We start from the raw sequence: 26947 nt of genomic DNA on the forward strand, positions 1-26947 counted from the left end.
CTCACGCATGCAGTGGTTCGGACGTTTACGCGCGGTCGCGATCACGGCGGCCCTCGTCATGACGGTCGGTGCTCCGGGTGTGGCGGTCGCCCTGCCGGCCGCCGCCAAGGCTCCCGCCCGGGAGTTCGCCTCGTCGTTCGAGTCGGGGCAGCCGGCACCCGACTGGGTCAGCACTCCCGAGCGCACCTCGGGGGTCGACGGCGGCTACGACACCGGCAGACTTCCCGGTGATGTGACCGACCGGGTCACGGACCTGCGGGCGAGCGCGGAGAACGCCGCCTCCTTCGAGGCGAAGGAGAACCTCGTCGACCGCGACCCCGACAGCAAGTGGCTGGCCTTCGCCTCCACCGGCTGGGTCGAGTTCGACCTGGCCGCTCCGGAAGCGGTCGGCACCTACGCGCTGACCTCCGCCAACGACTACGCCCAGCGCGACCCGGCCGACTGGACCCTGAAGGGCTCGACGGACGGCACCACCTGGACGACGCTCGACAGCCGTACCGGGGAATCGTTTTCCCAGCGCTTCCAGACGAAGACGTACACCTTCGCGGCCACGGCCGAGTACCGGCACTTCCGGCTGGACTTCACGAAGAACCACGGGACCAACATCCTCCAGCTGGCCGACGTCCGGTTCGGCACGGGCGGGGACGGGAGCGGGGAGCCGGTGCCGCCGGACATGCTCACCGTCGTCGACGACGGCCCGACCAGCTCACCGACGGCGAAGGCGCGGGCCGGGTTCACCGGGGCGCACTCGCTGCGCTACGCCGGACGGCACACGGGCGACGGGCGGGCGTACTCGTACAACAAGGTCTTCGACGTGAACGTGCGGATCGGCGCGCGGACCGGCCTGGCGTACCGGATCTTCCCCCAGATGGTCCGCGGCGACCTGGACTACGCGGCGACGAACGTCTCGGTGGACCTGGCCTTCACGGACGGGACGTATCTGAGCGGGCTGGGCGCGATCGACCAGTACGGCAACGCGCTGTCGCCACGCGGGCAGGGCGCGGCGAAGGTGCTGTACGTCAACCAGTGGAACGACGTGCGGTCGGCGGTCGGGTCGGTGGCGGCCGGGAAGACGGTCGACCGGATCCTGGTGGCATACGACTCTCCGAGCGGCCCGGAGCAGTTCCGGGGCTGGGTGGACGACATCGCGCTGCGCACGGTGACGCCCGAGCCGGCGAAGGCGCATCTGTCGGACTACGCGGTGACCACACGCGGGACGAACTCCAGCGGGAGTTTCTCGCGGGGCAACAACTTCCCGGCGACGGCCGTGCCGCACGGGTTCAACTTCTGGACCCCGGTGACGAACGCGGGCTCGCTGAGCTGGCTGTACGACTACGCCCGCGGGAACAACGCGGACAATCTGCCCACGATCCAGGCGTTCAGCGCCAGTCATGAGCCGAGTCCGTGGATGGGCGACCGGCAGACGTTCCAGGTGATGCCGTCGGCCGCGACGGGCACCCCGGACACCGGGCGGGCGGCACGGGCGCTGGCGTTCCGCCACGAGAACGAGACCGCGCGGCCGTACTACTACGGGGTCCGTTTCGAGAACGGTCTGAAGGCGGAGCTGACGCCGACCGACCATGCGGCGGCCCTGCGCTTCACCTTCCCCGGGGACGACGCGAGCGTTCTCCTCGACAACGTCACCGACGAGGCGGGGCTGACGCTCGACAAGGACGCGGGTGTCGTCACCGGCTACTCGGACGTGAAGTCCGGGCTGTCGACGGGCGCGACCCGGCTGTTCGTGTACGGCGAGTTCGACGCGCCGGTGACGGACGGGGCGTCCAGCGGGGTGAAGGGGTATCTGCGGTTCGACGCGGGCGCCGACCGTACGGTCACCCTGCGCCTCGCGACCTCGCTGATCAGTCTGGACCAGGCGAAGGACAACCTGCGCCAGGAGATCCCGGAGGGCACCGGCTTCGACACCGTGAAGCGGCAGGCCCGGCAGCAGTGGGACGCGCTCCTCGGCAAGGTCGAGGTCGAGGGGGCCACCGCGGACCAGCTGACGACCCTCTACTCCAGCCTCTACCGGCTCTACCTGTACCCCAACTCGGGCTTTGAGAAAGTCGGTTCGACGTACAAGTACGCCTCCCCGTTCTCTCGGATGGAGAACCAGGACACCCCGACGCACACCGGCGCGAAGATCGTGGACGGCAAGGTGTACGTCAACAACGGCTTCTGGGACACCTATCGGACGACATGGCCGGCGTACGCCTTCCTGACACCCACTCAGGCAGGCGAACTGACCGACGGTTTCGTGCAGCAGTACAAGGACGGCGGCTGGACCTCGCGCTGGTCCTCGCCCGGGTACGCCGATCTGATGACCGGCACCTCCTCGGACGTGGCCTTCGCCGACGCCTACGTCAAGGGCGTGAACTTCGACGCGAAGGCGGCCTACGAGGCGGCCCTGAAGAACGCGACCGTCGTACCGCCGTCCTCGGGCGTGGGCCGCAAGGGCATGACGACGTCCCCCTTCCTCGGCTACACCAGCACAGCCACCCACGAGGGCCTGTCCTGGGCGCTGGAGGGCTACCTCAACGACTACGGCATCGCCCGCATGGGCCAGACCCTGTACAAGAAGACCGGCGACAAGCGGTACGCGGAGGAGTCGGCGTACTTCCTCAACCGGGCCCAGGAATACGTGAACCTGTTCGACACCGAGGCGGGCTTCTTCCAGGGCCGGAACGAGGACGGCTCCTGGCGCGTCGAGTCGTCGCAGTACGACCCGCGCGTGTGGGGCTACGACTACACCGAGACCAACGGCTGGGGCTACGCCTTCACCGCCCCGCAGGACAGCCGGGGCCTGGCCAACCTGTACGGCGGCCGGGCCGGCCTGGCACAGAAGCTCGACGCGTACTTCTCGACCCCCGAGACCGCCTCCCCCGAGTTCGTGGGCTCCTACGGCGGGGTCATCCACGAGATGACGGAGGCGCGGGACGTCCGGATGGGCATGTACGGGCACTCCAACCAGGTCGCCCACCACGCGATCTACATGTACGACGCGGCCGGGCAGCCCTGGAAGGCGCAGGCGAAGGTCCGCGAGGTGCTGTCGCGGCTGTACACCGGCAGCACGATCGGGCAGGGCTACCACGGCGACGAGGACAACGGCGAGCAGTCGGCCTGGTACCTGTTCTCCGCGCTCGGCTTCTACCCGCTGGTGATGGGCAGCGGCGAGTACGCCGTCGGCTCCCCGCTGTTCAAGAAGGCGACCGTGCACCTGGAGAACGGCAGGGACCTGGTCGTGAAGGCCCCGAAGAACAGCGCGCGGAACGTGTACGTGCAGGGTCTGAAGGTCAACGGCCGTACCTGGACGTCGACTTCGCTCCCGCACGCGCTCCTCGCCAAGGGCGGGACCCTGGAGTTCGACATGGGCCCGCGCCCCTCGGCCTGGGGCAGCGGCAAGAACGCGGCACCCGTGTCGATCACCGGCGACGACAAGGTGCCGGCGCCCCGCACGGATGTGCTCACCGGCTCCGGTGCCCTGTTCGACAACACGTCCGAGACGGCCGCGACGGTGTCCGACGCCGTCGAGCTGCCGACCGGGGGCGCCACGAAGGCCGTCCAGTACACGCTGACCTCCTCCGAGCGGGCGAAGGCCCCCACGGGCTGGCGGCTGGAGGGCTCTTCGGACGGAACGACGTGGAAGACCCTGGACCGGCGCAGCGGGCAGACCTTCGCCTGGGACCTGCAGACGCGGGCGTTCAGTGTGGAGTCGCCGGGTAGGTACGCGAGGTACCGCGTGGTCTTCGACGGCGAAGTCCAGTTGTCCGAGGTGGAGTTGCTCTCTTGAACGGGATCGATCCCGGCTGGTTGCCCCCGGAGGCCTTTCGGCCGCTGGGGGCCCGGCGCGTCCTGATCAGGGGCTCCGGTCCCCTGGTCGACACCGTGCGCCGTGAAGTGTCCGACGCCTGCGTGCGGTTCGGCGGGGAGGTCGCCCAGGACGGCCCGTGCGACCTCCTGTTGGAGCTGACCGACAGTGAAGCCGCGTGCGGCGACGAGGAGTTCACGGTCGCACGCGCCGGCGGTACGACCACGGTCACGGCCTCCGGAGGGCGCGGGCTGCTGTACGGCCTGTTCCACGTCGTACGGCTCGGCGAGAAGGCGTTCACGGGTGCCTTCCCCGGCGAGGTCCACCGTCCCGCGACGGCCCTGCGCATGCTCGACCACTGGGACAACGTGGCCGTGCACCCGGTCATGGGCCAGGTGGAGCGCGGATACGCGGGCGGTTCGCTGTTCTGGCGGGACGGGCGGGCGCGGAAGGACTTCGCGCGCGTCCGGGCGTACGCCAGGCTGCTCGCCGCCTGCGGGATCAACGCCGTGTGCGTCAACAACGTCAACGTGCATGCCGTCGAGGCACGGCTGCTGACCGACCGGATCGGTGAAGTCGCCGCTATCGCCGAGGAGTTGCGGCCGTACGGCATCCGGACGCATCTGTCGGTGACCTTCGCCGCGCCGGTCGTGCTCGGCGGTCTGTCCACCGCCGATCCACTTCAGGAGGCGGTGCGGGAGTGGTGGGCGCAGGCCGTGCGCGGGGTGTACGAGGCGATCTGGGACTTCGGCGGGTTCGTGGTGAAGGCGGACTCGGAGGGGCAGCCGGGGCCGTTCACGTACGGGCGCAGTCACGCGGACGGCGCGAACCTGCTGGCCGGGGCGCTCGCCCCGTACGGCGGCACGGTGCACTGGCGGGCCTTCGTCTACGACCACCGGCAGGACTGGCGGGACCGTACGACGGACCGGGCGCGGGCGGCGTTCGACCATTTCGCCCCGCTGGACGGGGAGTTCGCCGCCAACGCCGTGCTGCAGGTCAAGCACGGGCCGATGGACTTCCAGGTGCGCGAGCCGGTGTCGCCGGTGCTCGGGGCGCTGCCGCGCACACGGTTGGCGGTGGAGCTGCAGGCCACGCAGGAGTACACCGGGCAGCAGCGGCACGTGTGCTGGCTCGGGCCGATGTGGAGCGAGGTGCTGGGGTTCCGGCCGGAAGGCGAGGTCGGGCCCTGTGTGGGTGAGTTGGCGGGTGATCTCGTCGCCGTGTCCAATGTGGGCGACGACCCGTTCTGGACCGGCCATCCCCTGGCCCAGGCGAACCTCTACACCTTCGGCAGGCTGGCCTGGCGGCCGGACGCCGATCCGTACCGCGTCCTGGGCGAGTGGATCGGCCTGACCTTCCCCTCCGCGCCCGAGCGGCTGGTCGGCGGGCTGCGCGCGGTGCTGGACGGCTCCTGGCGGACGTACGAGAAGTACACGGCCCCGCTGGGGGTGGGGTTCATGGTGCAGCCCGGGCACCACTACGGGCCGGGCGTCGACGGCTACGAGTACAGCCCGTGGGGCACGTACCACTTCGCCGACCGCGACGGCGTCGGCGTCGACCGCAGCGCGGCGACCGGGACGGGGTACGCGGCGCAGTACGCGGGGCCGTGGGCCGAGGTGTACGAGTCCGCCGCGACCTGTCCGGACGAGCTGCTGCTGTTCTTCCACCATGTGCCGTACGGGCATGTGCTCGGGAGCGGGAAGACGGTGATCCAGCACATCTACGACACCCACTTCGAAGGTGTCGAGGAGGCCGAGGAGGCCCGCCGGGTGTGGGCGGGCCTCGCCGACCTGGTGGAACCGGCGTGGCACGGGCGGGTGGCGGAGCTGTTCGAGGAGCAGGTGCGTGGTGCGCGGGAGTGGCGGGACCAGATCAACAGCTACTTCCTGCGCAAGTCCGGGGTGCCGGACGCGCACGGGCGGGTCATCTACTGAAGGCGCAGGACCGCCACGCCGAGCGGGTCGAGGGGCAGCGGCTCGCCCTGGGCCACCGGTTTTCCGGTGAGGAGGTCGGTGGCGGTGGCGTGGGCGGTCGGGCGGACCGGGCGGGTGGTGTGGTTGAGGAGGAACAGCAGGCGGGTGCCGTCCGGCGCCGTACGGTACGCGGTCTCCAGGCCACTGTATGCGGTATACGGTCCGAGGAGACCGTGCCGGGCGAGGACACCGCGGACCACCCGGTCGACGCCGGGCTGGTCGAGGGCCGTGGCCACGTACCAGCCCTCGCCCGCGCCGAAGGCGTGCCGGGTCACCGCCGGGGTGCCCTCGTAGAAGTCCGCGCGGTAGATGCCGACGGCCTCGGCGCCGCGCAGCCGGACCAGTTCGAAGACCAGCCGGGCCTCGCAGAGCGAGCCGTCCAGGTCCACGGGCTGGACGAAGTCCTCGGGGCGCGCGTCCCATTCGTCGACACGGATGCCCATGAGCGGGGCCAGGGGGCCGGGGACGTCGGTGAGGAAGGCGCGGTCGTGTGCGTCGGAGCGGGCGGTGAGGAAGGTGGCGAGGACGGTGCCGCCGCGTCGGGCCAGGGCCTCCAGCCGCTCGGCCAGGTCGCCCTTGACCAGGTGCAGAACCGGGGCGAGGACGACGTCGTAGGGGGTGAGGTCGGCGGTGACGGGGACGACGTCCACGTCGGCGCCGGCCTCGCGGGCGGCCCGGTAGTAGGAGTGCACGACGTCCAGGTAGCGGACCAGGCGGGAGGGGCCGTCGGAGATCTCCAGGGCCCACCAGCTGTCCCAGTCGAAGAGGAGGGCGGTGCGGGCGGGGGTGCGGGCGCCCAGGGTGGCGGTGCCGAGCGACTCCAACTCCCTTCCCAGTGCGGCGACTTCCTGGAAGACGCGGGTGTCGTCGCGGCCCGCGTGGCCGATGACCGCGCCGTGGTACTTCTCGCAGGCCCCGCGTGAGGCGCGCAGCTGGAAGTAGAGTGCCGCGTCGGCGCCGTGGGCGATCGCCTGGAAGGTGGCCAGGCGCAACTCCCCCGGTCGGCGCAAGGGGTTGACGTCACGGCAGGCGGTGGTGGACGGGGTCTGTTCCATCAGCCAGAAGGGAGCGCCGTCCTTGAGGCCGCGCATGAGGTCGTGGGCGAGGGCCGCGCGGGTGGGCGGGGCGGCCGGCGGCGGGTAGTTGTCCCAGGAGGCGAAGTCGAGGTGGGGCGCCCACCGGTGGTAGTCCAGCGGGCGGTAGGCGCCCATGAAGTTGGTGGTGACGGGGGTGTCCGGGTCGTGGGCGCGGATCGCCTCCTTCTCCGCGGTGAAGCAGCCGAGGAGAGCGTCGGTCATGAAGCGCTGGTAGTCGAGGGTGATGCCCTGGAAGGCGGTGTGGTCGGGGCCCCGCCAGTGCTCGGTGAGGGCACTGGGCGGCTCGATCTGGTCCCAGTCGGTGTAGCGGTGCGACCAGAAGGTGGTCCACCAGGCGTCGTTGAGGGCGTCCAGGGTGCCGTGCCGCTCACGCAGCCAGCCGCGGAAGGCCTCCGCGCACAGGTCGCAGTAACAGGCGCCGCCGTACTCGTTGTTGATGTGCCAGGCCAGCAACGCCGGGTGCTCGGCGTACCGTTCGGCCAGACGGCCCGCCAGCGCGATGGCCAGTCTGCTGTACGCGGGTGAGCTGGGGCAGAAGTTGTGCCGTTGGCCGTAGCGGTGCCGACGGCCCTCGAAGTCGGTGCGGTTGACCTCGGGGTACCTCTTGGCCAGCCAGGGCGGGAGGGCGGCGGTGCCGGTGGCGAGGCAGACCTGGCGGCCCTCGGCGGCGGCGCGGTCGAGGATGCCGTCGAGGACCGTGAAGTCGTAGAAGTCCTCGGCGGGTTGGGTGAGGGACCAGGTGAAGACACCGACGGTGAGGGTGTCGATGCCGGCCCGGGTGAAGAGACGGTGGTCCTCGTCCCAGACCTCCTCGGGCCACTGCTCGGGGTTGTAGTCGCCGCCGTAGGGGATTCTGCGGGTCATACCGTGTGGTCCTCCTGGGTCTCGGCGATCACCGTGCGGCTGCAGTGCAGCAGGGACAGCAGCAGCGGGGCGGCCAGCAGGGCGGGCAGCGCCTCGGTGAACAGGGCGGTTCCGGTGGCGGTCAGGACGAGCAGTGAGCCGGCGGTGAGGGTGGCACGTCCGTGCCGGAGGAGGAAGCGGGCGGCGAGCCGGGCGATGTCGCGGGCGCGGAAGGTGAACAGCGATGTCAGGACGAGGGCGTGGGTGCCCCACAGGAGCGCGCCCACGCCGGTCAGCCAGAGCAGCACGGCCCACCAGCCGGGCAGACCGGTCGCGGCGAAGTGGGTGAGGGTGAAGGCGATGACCGTGAGCCAGGCCAGCAGCGGCACCCAGAGTTTCAGGGCGGGCACGGCGTTGAGGCGCCAGCCCCGGGCGTAGACGCGGGCCGGGTGCAGATCGGTGAGGTCACGGCTGCGGTGGTGCAGGGCGTACAGAGCGGCGGAGGCGGCCGGGCCGAGCGGCAGCAGGCAGAGGGCGGCGAGGGGCAGGTTGGCGGGGTCGGGGCCGAGGAGGAGCAGGCCGACGAGGCCGGGGGCGGTCGCGGCGAGGAAGAGGGCCTCGACGGTGAGGAGCGTGTGGACCAGCGCGGCGGCACGGGAGAGGACACCGGTGCCGAAGTCGGTCGCCGTGCTGCTCATGACGGCTCCCGGCCCAGCAGCCGCCTCTCGTCCCACCAGGGTGGGGTCTCGTCGGTGACCGGGGTCAGTTCGACGAGGGTGATCTCGTGGCGGGCCAGGGTGAGGTCCAGGTCGGTGCGGCCGTCGCGAACGGGGAGGCGCCCATGGGTGCGGGCGGGCTCGGCCGCCTCGTGCAGGACGTCCAGCTGCTCGCGCTGCGGCGAGCGCGGGCTGCCCATGTGCCGCCAGGCCGTGTATGCGTTACCCCGCTCATCGTCCACGGTCGACCGGCGAACGAATACCTCGCCACCGCCGGCCGGCACCAGCACCGGCAGAGACAGCCGCAGGCTGTGCCGTTCGGGGCCCGGCGTCTCACCGGTCGGGTCGACCGGCGCCCAGGCGAGGACGGTGACCCGGCCGTCGGGGTGCCGGGTGACGAGATGGTCGTCGCCCCGGGCCAGGAGATCAGGGCCCATCCGGGCCATGAACGCGTACAGGTGGTAGACGGGTTTGCGGACCTGCCGGTGGGTGAGCAGGCCGAAGCCGCCGTGGAAGAGGGCGGTGGGGATGCCGGCCTCCTCGAACATGTCGCTGAACGTCCAGTACGAGAACGAGTCGACGAGGTCGCCGCCCCGGGCCAGCACGGGCGCCAGGTAGGCGGCGTGGAAGGCCGTGTCGTGGACGGGGTTGTCGGGGCGGTAGGAGGAGTTGAACTCCGTGATGTGCACGGGGAGTCCGGCCAGCCCGGTGCCCTTGAGGCGGTCCCGGGGCGTGGCGAACTGGTCGAGGAGGTCGGTCGCCGGGGCCAGGGTCTGGTGGACGCCGAACGGCACGTGCTGGGCGGGGCCGGAGGTGTAGGCGTGCTTGGAGACGAAGTCGACCGGCACCTCGCGGTGCGCGGCGAACTCGGCGAACCGGTCCAGCCAGTCGTCGGCGCCCGGGGAGATCGCGGGGCCGCCGACCTGGAGCCCGGCGTCCACCTCCTTCACGGTGTGCGCGGTCACCTCGTACAGCCGGTGGTACGCCTGTTCGTCGGCGCCCTGCCAGAAGTCGGCCAGGTTGGGCTCGTTCCACACCTCGATCGGCCAGGTGCGGACCTCGTCGAGGCCGTAGCGGTCCACGAGGTGACGCAGGGTCGCGCGGACCAGGTCGGCCCACTCCCGGTGCGAGCGGGGCGGTGTGACATTGCCCCGCCACCAGAAGACAGTCTGGTCGCCGGACGCCAACTCCTCGGGCATGAAGCCGAGTTCGAGAAACGGGCGGATGCCGAGCGCGAGATACGCGTCGAGCACCTGGTCGACGTAGGTGAAGGAGTGATGGACGAGGCGGAAGCACCCGTGCTCGTAGGGGCGGTACACGCCCATGCCGTCGCTGAGCAGGCCGTGGCCACGGATGTGCCGGAACCCGATGTCACGCTGGAGGAGGGCGAGGGAGTCCTGGTAGTCGCGGCGCAGGGCGAGTTCGAGACGGCCCGTGCCCACACAGGCCCGCCAGGCGTCGGAGAGCCGGCCCACCGGCTCGGCGGGGACGCGGATCACCCGTTCTCCTTCCTGAAGCGGTCGCGCGCCTTGTTGTGCAGGTCGACGAGCCGGTCCATGTTCTTGGCCTTCAACTCGGCGACATAGGCGTCCCATTCGGACAGCGGGCGCTTGCCGAGGGCGAACTTGAGGGTGTTCTGGACGACGTGGTCACGCAGCGGGGTGTCCCAGAGGGTGGCCTGTTCCTGTTCCACGGACTGCAGTGGATGGGCGGGGCCGATGGGGAGTTCTTCGCGCTGCGCCATGGCGTCCTGGAACTTCTTCTCGTCGGGGCCGAAGGAGGAGGAGACCAGTGCCCAGTTGCCGCCGTAGGTGAAGACGCCGTTGAAGAAGCCGTAGTCCTTCTGGAGGTCCTTCGGGGCGTCCGGGTCGGAGCCCATCAGGCTGATGCCCGGCTCCAGTCGGTACGAGTCGCCGGAGTAGGTGTAGGTCGCGCCCTGGACGCCCCACTTGGCGAAGCGCTGGCCCTCGTCGGAGTACCAGAGCCAGTCCACGAACTGCATCATCGCGACGAACGTGTCGCTCTTCAGCGCCTTGCTGGAGATCATGACACCGTTCTCCAGCCGGGCCCCGCTGATCACCACCGGGCCGGCCGGGCCGAGCGGCACCGGCACCATCTCGATCTTCGCGCCCTTGACCTGCTTCTCCAGGTTGTAGCGGTAGTTCTGGACCAGCTCCTGCGGATTGGCGCTGATCGCGAAGGACTTCTCACCGAGCAGCTTCTGCACCGCCTCGTCGTCGGTCTGGGTGAAGCTCTCGGGGTCGATGAGCTTCTCGGAGACCAGCTTTCCCAGGTACTCGACCAGCTGGCGGTAGCCGTCCGAGGCGCCGGTGAAGACGAACGCGTCCTTCTTCGCGTCCCAGCTGATGTTGTCGTACGTCCAGCCCGCCCTGACCCCGTGCGCCTGGCCCAGGTAGCTCATCAACGCGGCTGCCGGATAAGGGGTGTTGATGCTCCAGCGGTCGGAGAGCGGATAGCGGTCGGGGTACTCGGCCCGGATCGCCCCGAGGACCTCGTACACCTCGTCCAGGGTGGTGGGCAGCGCCAGGCCGAGCTTGTCCAGGACGTCGGTGCGCAGCGACAGCGAGTAGCCCGACTTGGCCTTCTCGTGGAGTCCGGGCAGGAGGTAGTACTTGCCGTCGGACTGGCGGATGGAGTCGAGTTCCGGCTCCAGCTTCCACCGCTTGACCTTGTCCTGGTAGTTGGGCATGAGGTGCGTGTACTCGCTGACGGGGAGGATCGCGCCCGACGACACGAAGGCGACCTCGGAGGGGTGGTACGTCTTGGGGATCAGGAACGGGGCGTCGCCCGCGCCGATGAGGACGCTGCGCTTCTTCTCGTAGTCGGCCAGCGGGACCGCGAGCGGCTTCAGGGTGACGCCGGTGCGCCGGGTGAGTTCCTTCCAGAACAGCCAGTCGTTCTTCAGCGGGTAGCCCGGGTTGTTGTTGTGCAGCACCTCGAACGACAGCGGTTTCGCCGCCTTGAACTGCTCACCGACGCGGTACTGCTTCATCGCGCCGTCCCGCTTCTTGGAGAGGTCCTTGGAGTCCCCTCCGTCGTCGCCGCTGCCGCAGCCGGTGAGCGTGGCGAGGCCGATGAACCCGGCGGCCGCCAGGATCTGACGGCGTGACAGCTGATCTGCGTTCTTCACGGATACTCCCTGGTTGGGCGCTCAGCCCTTGACGGCGCCGAGCATCACGCCGGAGACGAAGTAGCGCTGGACGAACGGGTACACGCACAGGATGGGCAGCGAGGTGAGGACGATCGTGACCGCCTGGATGTTCGCCCCGACCTGGCTGAGCTGATCGGTGGCCGCGCCCGCGTTGCCGCCGCCGGTGGCGCCCGCGATCATGTTGCGCAGATAGACGGTGACCGGCATCAACTCGGTCCGGTCCATGTAGAGATAGGCCGAGAACCAGGAGTTCCAGAAGGACACCGAGTAGAAGAGCACCATCGTCGCGATGACCGCCTTGGACAGCGGCAGCACGATCCGCAGCAGGATGCCGTACGTGGTGAGCCCGTCGATCTCGGCGGCCTCCTCCAGTTCGGTGGGCAGTCCCTCGAAGAAGGCTTTCATCACCAGCAGGTTGAAGACGCTGATCGCGTTGGGCAGGGCGATCGCCCACACGGAGTTCTTCAGGCCCAGACTGGTGACCAGGACGTAGTTCGGGATCAGACCGCCGCTGAAGAACATGGTGAAGACGGCCACGCCGACCAGGACGCCCCGCCCCTTGAGGTGCTTCTTCGACAGGACGTAGGCGTAACAGGTCGTCAGAACCATGGCGACGACGGTCGACACGACCGTGTAGAGCACGGTGTTGCCGTAGTTGCGCCAGAAAGTCGAGTCGTGGAAGACGATGTCGTACGTGGTGAGGTTGAACCCCTTGGGCCACAGGGTCACTTCACCGGCGCGGATCTGGCGCTCCCCGCTGAAGGACCGGGCGACGATGTTGACGAACGGGTACAGGGTGACCACCACGACCAGGGTGAGGATCACGCCGTTGACGCCCCGGAACACCCGGTAGGAGCGGCTCTCCCGCCGGGTCGGCGTCACCACAGGCTCGTCCCCACCGTGCGGCGCGACAGCTGGTTCGCGGAGGTGATCAGCACCAGCCCGATGACCGCCTCGAACAGGCCGATCGCGGCGGCGTAGCTGAAGCTGTTGGACTCGACGCCCGCGCGGTAGAGGTAGGTGGAGACCACGTCGGCCGTCGGATAGGTCAGCGCGTTGTACAGCAGCAGGATCTTCTCGAAGCCGACCGCCATGAACGTGCCGATGTTGAGGATCAGCAGGGTGATCATGGTGGGGCGGATGCCGGGCAGGGTGACGTGCCAGATCTGCTGCCAGCGGTTCGCGCCGTCGATGCGGGCGGCCTCGTAGAGGTCCTCGTCGATCGTGGTGAGCGCGGCGAGGTAGAGGATCGTGCCCCAGCCCGCGGTCTGCCAGATCTCCGAGCCGACGTAGATGGTGCGAAACCAGCCGGGCTCCTGGACGAACCGGATCGGGTCGTGGCCGAACCAGCCGAGGACATGGTTGACCGGCCCCTCCACGGCGAGCATCTGCAGGGTGATGCCGGCGACGATCACGATCGACAGGAAGTGCGGCAGATACGACACCGACTGCACGAACCGTTTCAGCGAGCGCCGGCGGACCTCGTTGAGCAGCAGCGCCAGCACGATCGGGATCGGAAAGCAGAAGACCAGCGTCAGCGCGCCCAGCCACAGGGTGTTGCGGAAGACCTGCCAGAAAGTGGGGTCGGTCAGGAACATCCGCACATAGCGCAGCCCCACCCACTGCTCGCCCAGGATCGAACCGCCCGGCTGGAACCGGCGGAACGCGATGACGTTGCCGATCATCGGCAGATAGCGGAAGACCAGGAAGAACAGCAGCGGCAGCACGGCCAGCGAATACAGCCGCCAGTGCCTGCGCAGCGCTCTGCGCCAGCCACTGCGCCTGGGCGGGGGGTCGGGGCGGGCGGTCGCCCGGGGCGGGTCCTGGGTGCCGGGCGGTGGGGCCGGTGTGGTGGAGGTGCTCATGGATCGGGCCTCCCGTGACGGGAACGCGGTACCGAAACTTTCGAGCTCTTACCGGTAACTTCGCGGCAACTTAGGGGCACTCAGAAAGCGCTGTCAATGGGTGCGGCACGAGACGCCCGAGGCGGGTGAACGGCATGGGAACAAGCATTGGAAGGCCCGCACACGGGGTAGAACCCCGAAGCGCACCCCGAACGACTCCGCAACTTTCCCCGTCCGGACCGATTCCTGCGAGGTGCCGCCGTGCCCGCGTTCGACCTGCCTCCGAGCGAGTTGGAGACCTACCGGTTCCTGCCCGAGGAGCCCGCCGACTTCGACGAGTTCTGGCAGCACACCCTGAAGGAGGCCGCGCAGTACGACGCGCTGGTGTCGGCCGACCCGGTCGGGACCGGCCTACGGCTGACCGAGACCTGGGACGTGACCTTCCGGGGCTTCGCCGGGGACCCGGTCCGCGCCTGGTACTCCCGCCCGGCCGGGATCCGCGAACCGCTGCCCGCCGTCGTCGAGTACGCCGGCTACGGACGCGGTCGGGGTCTCCCCCACGAGCGGCTGACCTGGGTGAACGCCGGGTACGCGCATCTACTGATGGACAACCGCGGCCAGGGCGACCAGTACGGCAACGGCGGCGACACGCCCGACCCGCATGCCCAGGCGCCCGGCGGCCCCGGCCCGGCCGTCCGCGGCCTTCGGGCCCCGCGGGACTACCACTACCGGCGGCTGATCACGGACGCCGTCCGGGCGGTGACGGCCCTGCGCGCGCTGCCCGGTGTGGACCCCGGTCGGATCGTGGCCGCCGGCAACAGCCAGGGCGGCGGCCTCGCGCTCGCGGTGGCGGGCCTGGTCCCCGACCTCGCGGCCGTCCTGGTCACGGCCCCGCTGCTGTGCGGCATCCGCCGCGCCCTGGACCTCACCGACACGGGCCCCTACGGCGAGATCGCCGCCTACCTCGCGGTCCACCGCGGCGCCGAAGAAACCGCCTACCGCACCCTCTCCTACGTGGAGGGCGTGTCCTTCGCCCGCCGCGCCCAGGCCCCGGCCCACTTCGGCATTGGGCTGCGCGACACGGTGTGCCCGCCGAGCGGGGCGTACGCCGCCTTCAACCGGTACGGAGAACTGGCCGGCGTGGACCCCCGCAAGGAGATCCACGCCTACCCGTTCAACGGGCACGAGGGTGGCGACGCCGTGCAGGTGCGACGCCAACTCGCATGGCTGCCTCCGGTGTTGGAGGTCAGCCGGTCGCGAGGGTGAACACGTGGAGATCGGCGTTGGCCGGCAGTTCCACGCGGGTGATCGCCTTGCCGTCCGGTGCCGTGAACGGCTGGGTGGCGAACACATAGGTCGCGACCGGGTCCTTGTCCGCCCCGGCCACGTTCCGGTACGCGCTCCGGGCGACGACCAGATTGCCGTACTGGACGGTGCCGCCGCCCCCGCCGACGGTCCAGTCGGTGAAGGAGAGATCGATCGTGCCGGTGCTGCCGTCGGTGTAGGTGACGGTGGCCGTGGCGCGCTGGTTGCCGTTGACCGCGCTGCCGATGAAGGACAACTTGCTTGCGGCTGACGGCAGTTCGATGGTCTGGCCGGCGGTCGAGACGTTGTCGGGGCGGGCGCTCGGGGAGTTGGGCCAGGTGAAGGTGAGCCCGTCCACGGTCCCCTGCCCGCCCGGCGGGAGACCGGCGGCCGTAAGGGCCTGGCGGGAGTAGCTCCAGCCGCCGCCGTCGTAGTCGGCCTCGTCGTGGTCGCCCTCGTCGTCGGAGACCCCGGTGTTGTTGCGGGCCGCGAGCAGGGTGCCGGGGGCGGCCACGGTCAGGGCGACGGGCTGCTCGTACGAGGTGTCGCCCGAGGTCACCGTGACCTTCACGTCGTAGAAGCCCTGTGCCGTGTCCTGCGAGGAACCGAGGGTGATCTCCCGCTCGCCGTCGACGACCGTGCCCTCGGCGGGGGTGGCCGTGATCCCGGCGGGCGTCTCCACCCGGAACCGCACCTCGGGTCCCGTACCGCCGCCGAGCGACAGGGCACGGATGCCGACCTCGGTGCTGCCACCAGGCGCGAGCGTGGCCGCGGTGGGGCCGACGCCGATCTGGTACGGCTGCTCGCCCGCGCGGAAGGAGGGCGGGGCGTCGGACGGGTCGCTCCCCCAGGCCTTGTCGGGCGTGCCGGAGAGCGTGTAGTCGAGCCTGCCGCCGTCCCGCACGAAGGACGCCGGGAGCCAAGGGCGGTCGCTGGTACGGCCGTTGACCTTCAGGGCGTGGATGTACGGGGTGTCGGCGCCGGCCCCCGGCGCGCGGACGGAGATGTCGTTGCCCTGCGGCCGGTCGATGTCGATGCGCGGGAACAGCGGGGAGGCGAGGGCGAGTTCGGCGCGGGAGGGGACCTGCGGGTACATGCCGAGCGCGGAGAAGACGTACCAGGCGGACATCGCGCCGAGGTCGTCGTTGCCGGGGATGCCGCCGGGCTGCGTGGACCAGAGCTGCTTCATCGCCGCGCGGACGGTTTCCTGGGTCTTGTACGGGGCGCCCGCGTAGTCGTACAGGTAGGGGACGTTGATCGACGGCTCGTTGTCCAGCTCGGACTTGTCGCCGCCGCTGCCGGTGAAGGCCCAGCCGCCGTCCGCGTCGTGGAAGAAGGCGTCGAGGCGGGCGAGCGCCTGGTCCCGGCCGCCCATCGCGGCGAACAGACCGGCGGGGTTGTGCTGCACCATCCAGGTGTACTGGGCGGCCGTGCCCTCGACGAAGCCGTTGCCGGTGGCCGGGGTGAAGCCGGTGACCCAACTGCCGTCGGCCTTGCGGTTGGCGATGTACCCGCCGGAGGGGTCGGCGGCGATGTTGAAGTTGTTCTGCCACCACTGGGAGCGCTCGGCGAAGGTGGCCGCGGTCTCCTTCTCCCCTGCCGCGGCGGCGAGTTGGGACAGGGCGAAGTCGGCGCCGGACATCTCCAGCGTCTCGGCCGCGCCACCCCAGGCGTTGGAGACGGACGGCATGTAGTGCGACTTCAGGTACTTGTCCAGGGAGGGGCGTTGGCCGACGGAGAGCACCGGCTTTCCGGCGGACGACAGGTCCAGGTCGGTGGGCACGGTCGCGGCCTTCACGAGGGAGGCGAGGGCGCCCTTCAGGTCGAAGTCCGTGCCGCCGAAGGCGCGGATGCCGGCCAGCGCCGCCGGTGCGGGGTCGCCGTTCATGACGTGCGTGCCGCTTGCGCCATGCAGCCAGCGATCCCAGACGCCGCCGTTCTGCCGGGCGAGTTCGTAGAGGGACTGCGCGAGGTCGGAGCCCGTCCGGGGGTCGAGCAGGGTCAGCAGCTGCACCTGGTCGCGGTAGACGTCCCAGCCGGAGAAGGTGCCGTACTGGGCCCGGTGGCCGCGCGCGACGGTGTGCACCTTGCCGTCGGCGCCCCAGTATCGGCGGTCGGCGTCGCTGATCATGTTCGGGTGCAGGAGCGCGTGGTACAGCGCGGTGTAGAAGGTGGTGCGCTCGTCCTCGGTGCCGCCGCCGACCCGGATGGCGTCCAGGCGGTCGCGCCAGGCCCGGCGGGCGGCGTCCTTGACCGCGTCGAAGGAGCGGCGGGCGGGGTTCTCCGCGGCGAGATTGGCGGCGGCGCCCGCCTGACTCACGTACGAGATACCGACTTTGACGTTCACGGGGCCGCTGCCCGGCTCGAACTCGACGTAGCCGCCGGCCCCCTTGCCCGCGACGGGCCGACCGCCGGCCGAGAAGCCGCCGGTGCCGCCGCTCGCCGAGGTCGACCCGGGGTTCAGCGTGCCGTCCTGCCAGGTGCCGGTGGCCTTGAAGGCGCGGTCGAAGCGGGCGGTGAAGTGGAGGGTGTAGTAGGCGCGCCGGCCTTCCGGGTCGAGGTAGCCGCAGAAGTTGCCGGAGGTGACCGAGCCGGAGACCGTGCGGGTCGCCGGGTCGATGGTGACCGTCGAATCGGTGGAGCCCACCTCGGAGTTGGCGGTGCGGATGAGGAGGGAGGCCGGTTTGTCCTCCGGGTAGGTGAAGCGGGCCGAGCCGGTGCGGGCCGTCGCCGTGAGGTCGGCGGTGACTCCGGAGGCCAGGCCGACCTTGTAGTGGCCGGGCTCCGCGGTCTCGTCGGCGTGGCCGAAGTCGGAGGCGTAGACGGCGTCCTTGGTGTCGCTCGCGGGCGAGGAGGTGACCTCACCGGCGTACGGGAAGAACGGGATGTCGCCGCTGCCGCCCGCACAGCCCGTGCCGGACATGTGGGTGAGGCTGAAGCCGCGGATGCGGGTGGCGTCGTAGTGGTAGCCGCCGGGTGCGGCGGTGCGGGTGGCGTCGCCTCTGGTGTTCTCCGGGCTCCAGGAGAGCATGCCGAAGGGGGTGACGGCGCCCGGGAAGACGTTGCCGCCGTTCCTGGTGCCGATGAGCGGGTCGACGTAGGCGGTCGGGTCCTTGACCAGTTCCGGTGGGGCGGCGGTCGCCGCCAGGGCGGGGGTGCCTCCGGCGACCGTGAGTACGGCGGCCAGCAGCAGGGACGTAGGACGGAAACGCATGACGCGGCCCCTCCTCCTTCGGACGGGTCGCGCACCACGGGTCGCACAAGCCGCAGGGACAGTAGCGTGCGCCACTGGTACCACGGAAGACCGCGTGCGGGTTTCGCGACGCGCTTGACATCGTTGTCGACACTGCCGGTAGAGTCATGCACAGACCAAGTTCGATAACGTTGTCGCGCACCGAGCGTCGCCCCAAGCCACGCACCACCCGGAAGATACGAACCCCGAAGGCACGAGCCCGGAAGGCACGAACCCCCGAACGGACCCGGTGGAACACCGTCCACCGGGTCCGCCCAGGTCCCCCGGTCAGCGGTCAGCGGTCAGCCGACCCGGCAGGGAAGTGTCGTCGTGGTGTCACCTCCGTTGCCCGTGACGACGTAGCCGAAGGTCGTGCTCTGGCCCGGACTCAGCGAGCCGTTCCAGTCGGCGTTGTGCACCATCACCGCCTGACCGTTGTAGGTGGCGTTGCCGTTCCAGAGGCTGGCCACCGTCTGGCCGGTGGGCAGGGTCCAGTCGACCATCCAGCCGAGCATGGGGACGTCGCCGGAGTTGGTGACGGTGACCTCGGACTGGTAGCCGCCGTTCCAGCTGCCCGTCGTCCGGCGGGTGGCGGTGCAGGTGCCCGGGACGGGCTCGTCCGGGTTGCCCGGCTCGTGGATGCCGGTCACCTCGCCGTTGCCGCCGTCGAAGACGACGTCGGAGCAGGAGTAGAAGGTCTCCGCGCTGTCCGAGCGCTGCCAGACCATGTAGATGATGTGCCGGCCCGACTTGCCCGCCGGGAGCTGGCCGGTCCAGGAGTAGTTGGCCTCGACCGTGCCCGGGGAGCCGTTGAGCGGCGGGTGGTCGACGCTCAGGAACGGCTGGTCCTCCATGTCGTCCCAGGTGAGGGTCTGCGTGGGATCGAAGCCGTCCTTGGTGACGTACACGTAGAACCAGCCCGGGTGCGCGGCCCAGGCGTTGTAGGAGAAGTCGACGGTCGCGCCCGAGGTGAGATGGGTCAACGGCCAGTCGCTGCGCGGAGCGTTGAAGCCGGTGAAGTTGGTGTTGCCGCCGCTGCACAGCTCGCCGTCCGGGACGAAGCCGCGGGTGCGGCCGGCGCCGTCGGAGCGCAGCACGGAGAACCAGTTGTAGAACGGCGTGGTGCCGCTCACCAGTTGGGCGTTCTTGCAGGCCGGGTTGACCGGCTTGATCTCACCGGTGTCGGTGAGGCCGTCCTGCCAGCACAGGAAGGTGCGGCTGCCGGGTTTCATGGGGGTGCCGTGGGCCTCGGCCCGGCCGCCGGTCGTGACGATCAGGCCGATGGCGGGGACGGTGGCCAGCAGGGCCAGGAGGACGAGGAGGAGGGCTCGGGAGCGTAACGCGGCCGGTTTCTTGGAGGTGCTTGTCGTGATCATGACAGACATGGCGGAGTCCGTCCTTCCGTGTACGGACCGTGCATGTGGGGGTGAATGAACCCTGGTGCGGGTGCGGGTGCGGGTGCGGATGCGGGTACGCGAGGCGGGAGCGCCCCTCGGGTGCCTCCGGCGGGTTCCGGTCCGTCGGGGGCCCGAGATGGGAGCGCTCCCACCTCACCTGTGGCGGAAGGTAGCGCCGTACGGCCGACTTGTAAACGGTCTCGTACGGCGCTCATGGCCCAAGCCCTGTTCAGGGACGCCCGGGGCCGGTCACCACTCGGGCTTCAGTTCCGTCAGGAGGCGCGTCACCGCGGACGGGGACGGGAGGGTGTGGAGGGCGGTGGCGGTCTGGCCGCTCGCGAACTCGCGTTGGTCGGGGGTCGCGTGCGGGTCGATCGCGCACGCCGCCTGGACGTGGACGTAGTTCAGGGCTGTCGCGAAGAGCATCGAGAAGGAGTTCAGGTCCTCGAGGACGGCGGGGCCCTCGGCCGCACGGTAGGAGCGGACCAGTCGGCGGGCCGCCTCGGGGCGGAAGTGGTTGCCGCCGGACCAGACGTACACGACGTGGGCGAGTTCGCGGCGGGCCGCGACGGGGCCGGCGTTGTCCCAGTCGAGGAGGACCGGGCCGGCCTCGGTGAGCAGGACGTTCTGGGGTTGCAGGTCGCGGTGGGAGAGGACCAGGTCGCCGGGGTCGGACGGGCTGACGTAGCGGGTCAGCTCCGGCAGGGCGCCGGCGACACACCGGCTGAGCGCCTCGGCCCAGGGCGGGCCGGCCCGGCGGACCCTGTCGTGCAGGTCCGCCCAGTCGGCCTCCGGGTAGCACTCCTCGTACCAGTCGACGGGGGTCTCGCTCGTGCCCTTCCCCGCCCGGTGCAGCAGGGCGAGGGTCCGGCCGCACCAGTCGAGCAGGCCCGGGTCGGAGGGGTCGGCCGGGGTGCCGTCGACCCAGTCGTACAGCTTCACGAAGGAGCCGCCCAGGTCGGCGGGGAGCCGCGAGACGTGGGACCCGGTGCCGTCGGGCATCAGGCGGGGCGCGGCTACGCCGAGGCCCGCCGCGGTGTCCCGCAGGGTGGCCTCCCTCTCGACGTCGGGTTTCTCACGCTCGAAGATGAGCTCCTTCACCGCCCAGGCCGAGTCGTTCCCGGTCAGCTTCCAGATCTGGCCCAGCGCGCCACGGGTGACGGGGGTCGTCGTCCAGGGTCCGGGGCCGAGGCCGTAGAGGTCCGCGATCAAGTCGCCCGTGTTCCGCATGCGTAGGACACCTCTCCGGCCGCCGTATCCGAGATCGACGCACCAGGATACTGATCGACTCGGCGGGCCGCCGGGCCGTGGCTCACAGCAGCGACGCCCGGGAGCTCCAGGTCAGAGTGTCGGCGCCCAGGTCGCCGGTCAGGGGGAGTTCGACGGTGAACTCGGTGCGGCCGGGTTCGCTGTGGACGCCGATGCGGCCGCCGTGGGCGGCGGTGATCGCGGCGACGATGGCGAGGCCGAGGCCGGAGCCGGAGCCCGCGGTGGCACGGGCGCGGGAGGCGTCGGCGCGGGTGAAGCGTTCGAAGACGGTGGGGAGCAGGTCGGGCGGGATACCGGGGCCGTCGTCGCGGACGCGGACGGTGACGAGGCCGGCCCCGGCCTCCACGGTCGCCAGCACGCTGGTGCCCACCGGGGTGTGCACCCGGGCGTTGGCCAGCAGGTTGGCCACGACCTGGTGGAGGCGGGCCTCGTCGCCGAGGACCAGGGGCGAGGCGTCCAGGCGGAGTTCCAGCTGCCAGTCGTGGCCGCCGCCCGCGGCCCGCGCGTCCCACACCGCCTCGGCGACCAGTGCGGCGAGGTCGACCTCGGCGGACTGCAGCGGGCGGCCCTCGTCGAGGCGGGCGAGCAGGAGGAGGTCCTCGACGAGGCCGGTCATCCGGGCCGACTCGGCGGTGACGCGGCGCCAGGCGAGGCCGGGTTCGATGCGGTCGGTGCCGCGGTTCATCAGTTCCGCGTAGCCGGCGATGGAGGCGAGCGGGGTGCGCAGTTCGTGGCTGGCGTCGGCGAGGAAGCGGCGCATGCGTTCCTCGCTGCGGCGCACCCGTTCCTCGCTGCGCTGGCGTTCGGCGAGCGAGGACTCGACGTGGTCGATCATGCGGTTGAGGGCGGCGCCGACCTGGCCGGCCTCGCTGCCGGGGTCGGTGTCGCGGTCGGGGACCCGGGTGAGGCCGGTGACCTCGCCCCGGCACAGGGGCACGTGGGAGACCTCGACGGCGGTGGCGGCGACCCGGCCGAGGGGGCGCAGCTGGCGCCGTATGACGGCCGCGCACACGACACCGGCGGCGGTCAGGCCCGCCGCGGCGACGACGGCCTCGATGACGACCAGTCCGCTGATCATGTCCTGGACGTCGTCCATGGGGAGGCCGGTGAGGACCCGGACTCCGTGGTTGTCGAGGGCGGTGACGCGGTAGGTGCCGAGGCCGGGGACGGTCCGGGTGTGGAGCGAGCCGTCGGTGCCGACGCCCGAAAGCGCCGCCGTCTGGGCGTCGCTGAGGCGCTGCGGCGGGGCGTCCTGGCTCACCGTCGCCGCCGCGAGGACGGTGCCGTCGGCGGCCAGGCGGGCGGCGAGCATGCCGGCCGGGTGACCGCTCTCGTGGAGGAAGGTCAGATCGCTCGGGAGGTCCGGGTGGAGGGAGGCCCCGCCCAGGCTCCGCTCGGCCGCGTTGGTGACCCGGTCGTCGAGGTTGCCCAGCAGATAGGCGCGCTGGGCGAGGACGGTGGTGAGGGCCATCGCGGCGCAGACGACGACCAGGACGGCGGTGATGAAGAGGAGGAGACGGGTGCGCAGGGAACGGCCGCCGAACCGGGGCGTGTTCATCTCCCGTCCTCCACCGGCCTGATGGCGTACCCCAGCCCGCGCACGGTGTGGATCATGGGCGCGCGACCCCGGTCGATCTTGCGGCGGAGGCTGGAGATGTACACCTCGACGAGGTTGCCGCCGCCGTCGAAGGAGCTGCTCCAGACGCGGTCGAGGATCTGGGCCTTGCTCAGCACCTGGCGGGGGTGCTCCATGAGCAGGCTGAGCAGGTCGAACTCCTTGGCGGTGAGGGCGACGGCGGCGCCGCCGCGGTGCACCTCTCTGGACTCGGCGGCGACCGTCAGATCGCCGAGGACGCGGACGGGGTCGTCGGTGCGGACGCGTTCGGCGCCGGAGCGGCGCAGCAGTCCGCGCAGCCGCAGCACGACCTCCTGGAGGGAGAAGGGCTTGGTGACGTAGTCGTCGGCGCCGTTCTCGAGTCCGTCGAGGCGGTGTTCGACGGCGTCGCGGGCGGTGAGCATGAGGACGGGCAGCCCGGGGTTCTCGTAGCGCAGGCGGCGCAGGACCTGGATGCCGTCCAGGTCGGGCAGCATGCCGTCGAGGACGACGGCGTGCGGGGCGCAGCGGCGGGCCTCGCGCAGCGCGCTGTGCCCGTCGGGCACCGGGTACGGGCGCCAGCCCGCCTCGGTGACGGCCACGGACAGCACTTCGGTGAGCGCGGGTTCGTCGTCGACGATCAGGACGCGGACCCGTCCGCTGCGGGTACCGGAGATGCCAGCCATGTCCTGATCCTGTGCCGGTTCGCTGGGGGAACGCTGTGTTCAGCCTGAGCCGCAGCCGTGTGAAATGACCGTCCACCAGGTACGACGGTGTCTGCGGGGGCGGGCGGGAGTGTGCCGACTGCCGTGGCCGAAGGGGGCGTTGGCACGCTTCGGCCACCGGTTTCCCTTGAGCCCGCTGTGACTCGGCGCCCAGTCTGAACTCCGGCTTCCGCCCACCGGCGGAGGTCTGACACGTTCAGGGGAGGACGTCCACCCATGCGAAGACTCCATGCCCTGTGGGCCGGGGCCGCGGCCGCCGGACTGCTCGCGGGGGCGATCCCGCCCGCGGCCGCCGCATTCGGAGCCTCGGTCACCACACCGCCCACGGGCACGCGCACCGCCGCACCGCAGATCGTCACCCTCATCACCGGCGACACCGTGTCGCTCACCACCGGACCGGACGGCAGGTCGGCCGTCGACGTCCGCCGTGGCGAGGGCCGCGAGGCCGCCACCTTCCTGTCCAGCGAGAAGGACGGCGAGATCAGCGTCCTGCCCGCGGACGCCATCCCGCTGATCCAGGCGGGGCGTCTCGACCCGGCCCTGTTCAACGTCACCCAGCTGGTCGAGCAGGGGTACGCCGACGCGAAGACCGGTGCCACTCCGGTGATCGCGACCTACAGCAAGGGCAGCACGATCCCCGAGGGCGCGCGCCGGACGCTGGCGCTGCCCGGGATCGACGGCGCGGCACTGAGCGCGAAGAAGTCCACCGCGTTCTGGGCGGACATCGCCCCGGCCCTCGGTACCGAGGCCACCTCCAGGGCCGCGAAGCAGCTCGGCGAGGGCATCGACAAGATCTGGCTGGACGCCAAGGTGAAGGCGTCCCTTGAGGCGAGCGTGCCGCAGATCGGCGCACCCGAGGTGTGGCGGGCGGGCTACGACGGCACGGGTGTCAAGGTCGCGGTCCTGGACACGGGAGTGGACAACGGGCATCCGGATCTCGCCGGGAAGATCGGTGAGACGCAGAGCTTCGTACCCGACGAAACCGTGCAGGACGGCTTCGGCCACGGCACCCATGTGGCGTCCACGATCGTCGGCTCGGGCGCCGCCTCGGACGGGAAGCTCAAGGGTGTGGCGCCGGGCGCGGAGCTGCTGGTCGGCAAGGTGCTGAACAACGCGGGTGACGGCCAGGCCTCGTGGATCATCGCGGGCATGGAGTGGGCGGCGCACTCCGGTGCGAAGATCGTCTCGATGTCGCTGGGCGGTACGGCGTCCGGCCCCTCGGACGTGCTCAGTGAGACCGTCGACGAGCTGTCCGCGTCCACCGGGAGCCTGTTCGTCATCGCGTCGGGCAACTCGGGCCCGCGCGCGCAGACCGTGGGCACCCCGGGCATCGCCGACTCGGCGCTGACGGTGGGCGCGGTCGACAAGTCCGACCAGCTGGCGCCGTTCTCCAGCCGTGGCCCGCGCCTCGGTGACTCCGCGGTCAAGCCGGAGGTCACCGCGCCGGGCGTGAACATCACCGCGGCGCGTGCCGTCGGCACCTCCATGCCCGGCAGTACGCCGGTCGACGACTACTACACGACGGCCAGCGGTACTTCGATGGCCACCCCGCATGTCGCGGGCACGGCGGCGCTGGTCGCGCAGGCGCATCCGGACTGGACCGGGCAGCAGATCAAGGAAGCCCTGGCCAGCACGGCGAAGACCAATGCCACCAACTCGGTGTTCGAGCAGGGCGACGGGCGGGTCGACGCCGTGCGGGCCGTCACGCAGAACGTCTTCGCGACGCCGACACTCAGCTTCGGCACGTTCGAGGACGGTGACACCGGGACCGTCGACAAGGAGATCACCTACACCAACACCACTGACCAGGCGGTGGAGTTGAAGATCTCGTCGTCGCTCGCCGACGTCACGGTGGGGGCCGCCACGGTGACCGTGCCCGCGCGGGGCACCGCCACGGTCCCGGTCGGTGTCGACCCGGCGGCGGAGGCCGAGGGCCGGTACTCGGGCCACATCACGGCGATCGCCGACGGCGTCCAGATCACCACGGCCGTCGGCTTCGAGAAGGCGCCGAAGACCTACGACCTGAAGGTCTCGCTCCTGGGCCGCGACGGCAAGCCGTCCACCGGGGCGTCGATCTACTCGCTCCAGGAGCTGAACGGCGCCTACCCCACCGAGTACGGCTACATCGGCAGCGGCTGGACGTGGCAGGTGCCGGCCGGGACGTACTCGATCTCCACCTGGATCCCGGACCGGGACGGGGGCGGAATCGCCGTCGGCACCTCGGTCGTCGGCAATCCCGAGATCAAGGTGAACGGGAACACCGAGGTCGTCCTCGACGCCCGTGAGGCGGTGGAGATCAAGCCGAAGACCAAGGAGGACTCCGAGTTCAAGGGCTTCAGCACCAGCTGGCACCGCGAGGGGCCGGGCAGCTCCTGGGGTCTCACCTACAGCCAGGGCTTCTGGACCGACCACATCTATGTGGCTCCGACGAAGCAGGTCTCCGTGGGATCCCTGGAGTTCTACGCCAAGTTCCGGCTGTACGCGAAGGAGTTGACGGCGAGTGTCACCAGCCCGGAGAAGACCGAGCTGTCCTCGCTCTACTACTCCCAGACGTACGAGGACTTCCCGCTGAAGTTCAGCGGTGAGCACAAGGTGCAGGCGGTGGACGCGGGCGCCGGTACCGAGGCCGACTTCGCAGGGCTCGACGTCAAGGGCAAGGTGGCGGTGGTCGCGCTCGACGCCACGGAGCGGGCCCAGAGCGCCCTGGACAACGCGACCAAGGCCGGTGCGGGTTACCTGATCGCCTACCGCAAGAAGGCCGGTTTCTGGATCGAGGCCGTCGACCGCGCGACCACGGTTCCGCTGATGATCGCCACCGGCGAGGAGGGCGCCAAGCTCGGCGAGCTGCTGAGGACCGGCAAGAAGGTCACGCTGAAGCTGAAGGGCACGCCGACCAGTCCGTATGTCTACAACCTGCTCGCGGCGCAGAGCGGCGCCATCTCCGCCGAGCAGACCTACGACCTGAACAAGTCCAACACGGTGAAGAAGAGGGCCCGTTACTACGGGGCCACGGCCGGCGAGATCGGCGCGGACACCGTGTACACGTTCCGCCCCTGGCAGCGCTTCGGCATCGAGACCAGCGTGGAGACCGAGCTCGGCACGGAGCGCGACGAGTACTACTACGCCGACCCCGACACCCGTACCTGGCACGTCGTCTACCCGAACTGGGCGACGCTGCGGGGGCAGTGGAGCCCGCTGCAGGTCTTCAGCGAGCCGGGCACGGCCCCGTCCGAGAACTGGCTGCGCCAGGTCATCCGGCCGGGAACCAGCCAGGAGTACGGCGTCTCCCAGCGCACCGGTGACAAACTCACCTTCCGGGTGGCGGAGTTGACCGACTCCACGCCGGGTCACTACGGCAACATCGACGGCACCGACAACACCGCGAAGGGCAAGCTCTACGCGGACGGGCAGCTGATCGGTGACTCGACGTTCGGCGGGTACGGCGTCTTCGACGTGCACGCGGACAACGCGTCGTACCGCTTCGACCTGGACGTGCAGCGCCGGGCGGCCTGGGCCAGGTACTCCACGAGCACGCACACCGAGTGGACCTTCGCCTCCGCGCACACGGCGACCGAGACGGCGCTGCCGCTGCTCACGGTCGGCATCGCCCCCAAGGGCCTCGACCTGCTCAACCGGGCCGAGCGTGGGCGGCAGTTGGAGGTCGGGCTGCCGGTCACCAACCAGTTGGGCAGCGTGAAGGCGCGCGGTCTCAAGGCCTGGGTCTCCTACGACGACGGCACGACCTGGAAGGAAGTGAAGGTCGAGGACGGCAAGGCCCGGTTCAAGCCCGCGAAGGGCGCCGAGACGGTGTCGCTGCGGGTGCGGGCCACCGACCGCGACGGCAACGGGATCGACCAGACCGTGCTGCGGGCGTTCGGCCTGAAATAGGCCTGGAGCAGGCTTACTTCAAGGCCTGAAGCGGGCCTGAAGCGGGCCTGAAGGATGCGCCTTCAGCCTTAACAAAGATCCTCTACC

At 70.6% G+C, this 26947-nt stretch carries 15 protein-coding genes; 4 read left to right on the plus strand and 11 right to left on the minus strand.

Translation table 11 applies throughout. The annotated features are described in order from the left end of the window. Positions 1-7: 7 nt before the first annotated feature. Positions 8-3787 carry a GH92 family glycosyl hydrolase gene (locus ACLZN2_RS21280; RefSeq protein ID WP_416980363.1) on the plus strand — a complete coding sequence of 1260 codons (3780 nt, stop codon included), beginning with the start codon at positions 8-10 and terminating at the stop codon, positions 3785-3787. Beyond that, positions 3784-5739 (plus strand): alpha-glucuronidase, encoded by a 1956-nt coding sequence (locus tag ACLZN2_RS21285; protein ID WP_416980365.1) that lies wholly within the window; start codon positions 3784-3786, stop codon positions 5737-5739. Before ACLZN2_RS21280 ends, ACLZN2_RS21285 begins: the two co-directional genes overlap by 4 nt. Here the strand turns inward: ACLZN2_RS21285 and ACLZN2_RS21290 are convergent. From ACLZN2_RS21290 to ACLZN2_RS21315, 6 genes are read right to left on the minus strand one after another with little or no spacing between them, the layout of a single operon-like run. Continuing rightward, a complete protein-coding gene (locus ACLZN2_RS21290; protein ID WP_416980367.1) occupies positions 5733-7739 on the minus strand; it encodes a beta-galactosidase in 2007 nt (668 codons plus the stop codon). The genes ACLZN2_RS21285 and ACLZN2_RS21290 overlap by 7 nt on opposite strands. Next, positions 7736-8416, minus strand: a complete 681-nt coding sequence (locus ACLZN2_RS21295; RefSeq protein ID WP_416980369.1) for a hypothetical protein — start codon at positions 8414-8416, stop codon at positions 7736-7738. The genes ACLZN2_RS21290 and ACLZN2_RS21295 overlap by 4 nt, the downstream gene beginning before the upstream one ends. Further along, positions 8413-9933, minus strand: coding sequence for a GH39 family glycosyl hydrolase (locus ACLZN2_RS21300; protein WP_416980371.1), 1521 nt, complete (start codon positions 9931-9933; stop codon positions 8413-8415). The genes ACLZN2_RS21295 and ACLZN2_RS21300 overlap by 4 nt, the downstream gene beginning before the upstream one ends. Continuing rightward, complete coding sequence (locus ACLZN2_RS21305) at positions 9930-11585, minus strand: extracellular solute-binding protein (RefSeq protein ID WP_416980373.1); 1656 nt, start codon at positions 11583-11585, stop codon at positions 9930-9932. Before ACLZN2_RS21305 ends, ACLZN2_RS21300 begins: the two co-directional genes overlap by 4 nt. A 21-nt stretch (positions 11586-11606) precedes the next feature. Beyond that, complete coding sequence (locus ACLZN2_RS21310) at positions 11607-12488, minus strand: carbohydrate ABC transporter permease (RefSeq protein WP_416980375.1); 882 nt, start codon at positions 12486-12488, stop codon at positions 11607-11609. Then, positions 12485-13471, minus strand: coding sequence for an ABC transporter permease (locus ACLZN2_RS21315; protein ID WP_416980377.1), 987 nt, complete (start codon positions 13469-13471; stop codon positions 12485-12487). Before ACLZN2_RS21315 ends, ACLZN2_RS21310 begins: the two co-directional genes overlap by 4 nt. Before the next feature lie 240 nt (positions 13472-13711). Between ACLZN2_RS21315 and ACLZN2_RS21320 the strand changes: the two genes are divergently transcribed. Further along, a complete protein-coding gene (locus ACLZN2_RS21320; protein ID WP_416980379.1) occupies positions 13712-14716 on the plus strand; it encodes an acetylxylan esterase in 1005 nt (334 codons plus the stop codon). Here the strand turns inward: ACLZN2_RS21320 and ACLZN2_RS21325 are convergent. The 5 genes from ACLZN2_RS21325 to ACLZN2_RS21345 form a co-directional block, all read right to left on the minus strand. Further along, positions 14697-17969, minus strand: coding sequence for a GH92 family glycosyl hydrolase (locus tag ACLZN2_RS21325; protein WP_416980381.1), 3273 nt, complete (start codon positions 17967-17969; stop codon positions 14697-14699). The genes ACLZN2_RS21320 and ACLZN2_RS21325 overlap by 20 nt on opposite strands. A 320-nt stretch (positions 17970-18289) precedes the next feature. Further along, a complete protein-coding gene (locus ACLZN2_RS21330; protein WP_416980383.1) occupies positions 18290-19372 on the minus strand; it encodes a lytic polysaccharide monooxygenase auxiliary activity family 9 protein in 1083 nt (360 codons plus the stop codon). Between the two features lie 261 nt (positions 19373-19633). Continuing rightward, complete coding sequence (locus ACLZN2_RS21335) at positions 19634-20614, minus strand: phosphotransferase enzyme family protein (protein ID WP_416980385.1); 981 nt, start codon at positions 20612-20614, stop codon at positions 19634-19636. Between the two features lie 82 nt (positions 20615-20696). Further along, positions 20697-22211, minus strand: coding sequence for an ATP-binding protein (locus ACLZN2_RS21340; protein WP_416980387.1), 1515 nt, complete (start codon positions 22209-22211; stop codon positions 20697-20699). Beyond that, positions 22208-22933: a response regulator transcription factor gene (locus tag ACLZN2_RS21345; RefSeq protein ID WP_416980389.1), complete on the minus strand. Its 726-nt coding sequence runs from the start codon at positions 22931-22933 to the stop codon at positions 22208-22210. Before ACLZN2_RS21345 ends, ACLZN2_RS21340 begins: the two co-directional genes overlap by 4 nt. Positions 22934-23188: 255 nt before the next feature. Here ACLZN2_RS21345 and ACLZN2_RS21350 point away from each other — a divergent pair, with 255 nt between their 5' ends. After that, positions 23189-26860, plus strand: coding sequence for a S8 family peptidase (locus ACLZN2_RS21350; protein ID WP_416980391.1), 3672 nt, complete (start codon positions 23189-23191; stop codon positions 26858-26860). The last annotated feature ends 87 nt before the right edge of the window (positions 26861-26947 follow it).

Origin of the sequence: Streptomyces sp. T028 (assembly GCF_048159505.1) — a bacterium.
Lineage (GTDB): Bacteria > Actinomycetota > Actinomycetes > Streptomycetales > Streptomycetaceae > Streptomyces.

What these genes read in the sequence shown, in the direction of transcription:
- ACLZN2_RS21335 (WP_416980385.1), bottom strand. Translation starts at nt 20,614, where the DNA reads ATGCGGAACACGGGCGACTTGATCGCGGACCTCTACGGCCTCGGCCCC.
- ACLZN2_RS21325 (WP_416980381.1), bottom strand. Translation starts at nt 17,969, where the DNA reads ATGCGTTTCCGTCCTACGTCCCTGCTGCTGGCCGCCGTACTCACGGTC.
- ACLZN2_RS21350 (WP_416980391.1), top strand. Translation starts at nt 23,189, where the DNA reads ATGCGAAGACTCCATGCCCTGTGGGCCGGGGCCGCGGCCGCCGGACTG.
- ACLZN2_RS21315 (WP_416980377.1), bottom strand. Translation starts at nt 13,471, where the DNA reads ATGAGCACCTCCACCACACCGGCCCCACCGCCCGGCACCCAGGACCCG.
- ACLZN2_RS21295 (WP_416980369.1), bottom strand. Translation starts at nt 8,416, where the DNA reads ATGAGCAGCACGGCGACCGACTTCGGCACCGGTGTCCTCTCCCGTGCC.
- ACLZN2_RS21290 (WP_416980367.1), bottom strand. Translation starts at nt 7,739, where the DNA reads ATGACCCGCAGAATCCCCTACGGCGGCGACTACAACCCCGAGCAGTGG.
- ACLZN2_RS21340 (WP_416980387.1), bottom strand. Translation starts at nt 22,211, where the DNA reads ATGAACACGCCCCGGTTCGGCGGCCGTTCCCTGCGCACCCGTCTCCTC.
- ACLZN2_RS21280 (WP_416980363.1), top strand. Translation starts at nt 8, where the DNA reads ATGCAGTGGTTCGGACGTTTACGCGCGGTCGCGATCACGGCGGCCCTC.
- ACLZN2_RS21345 (WP_416980389.1), bottom strand. Translation starts at nt 22,933, where the DNA reads ATGGCTGGCATCTCCGGTACCCGCAGCGGACGGGTCCGCGTCCTGATC.
- ACLZN2_RS21330 (WP_416980383.1), bottom strand. Translation starts at nt 19,372, where the DNA reads ATGTCTGTCATGATCACGACAAGCACCTCCAAGAAACCGGCCGCGTTA.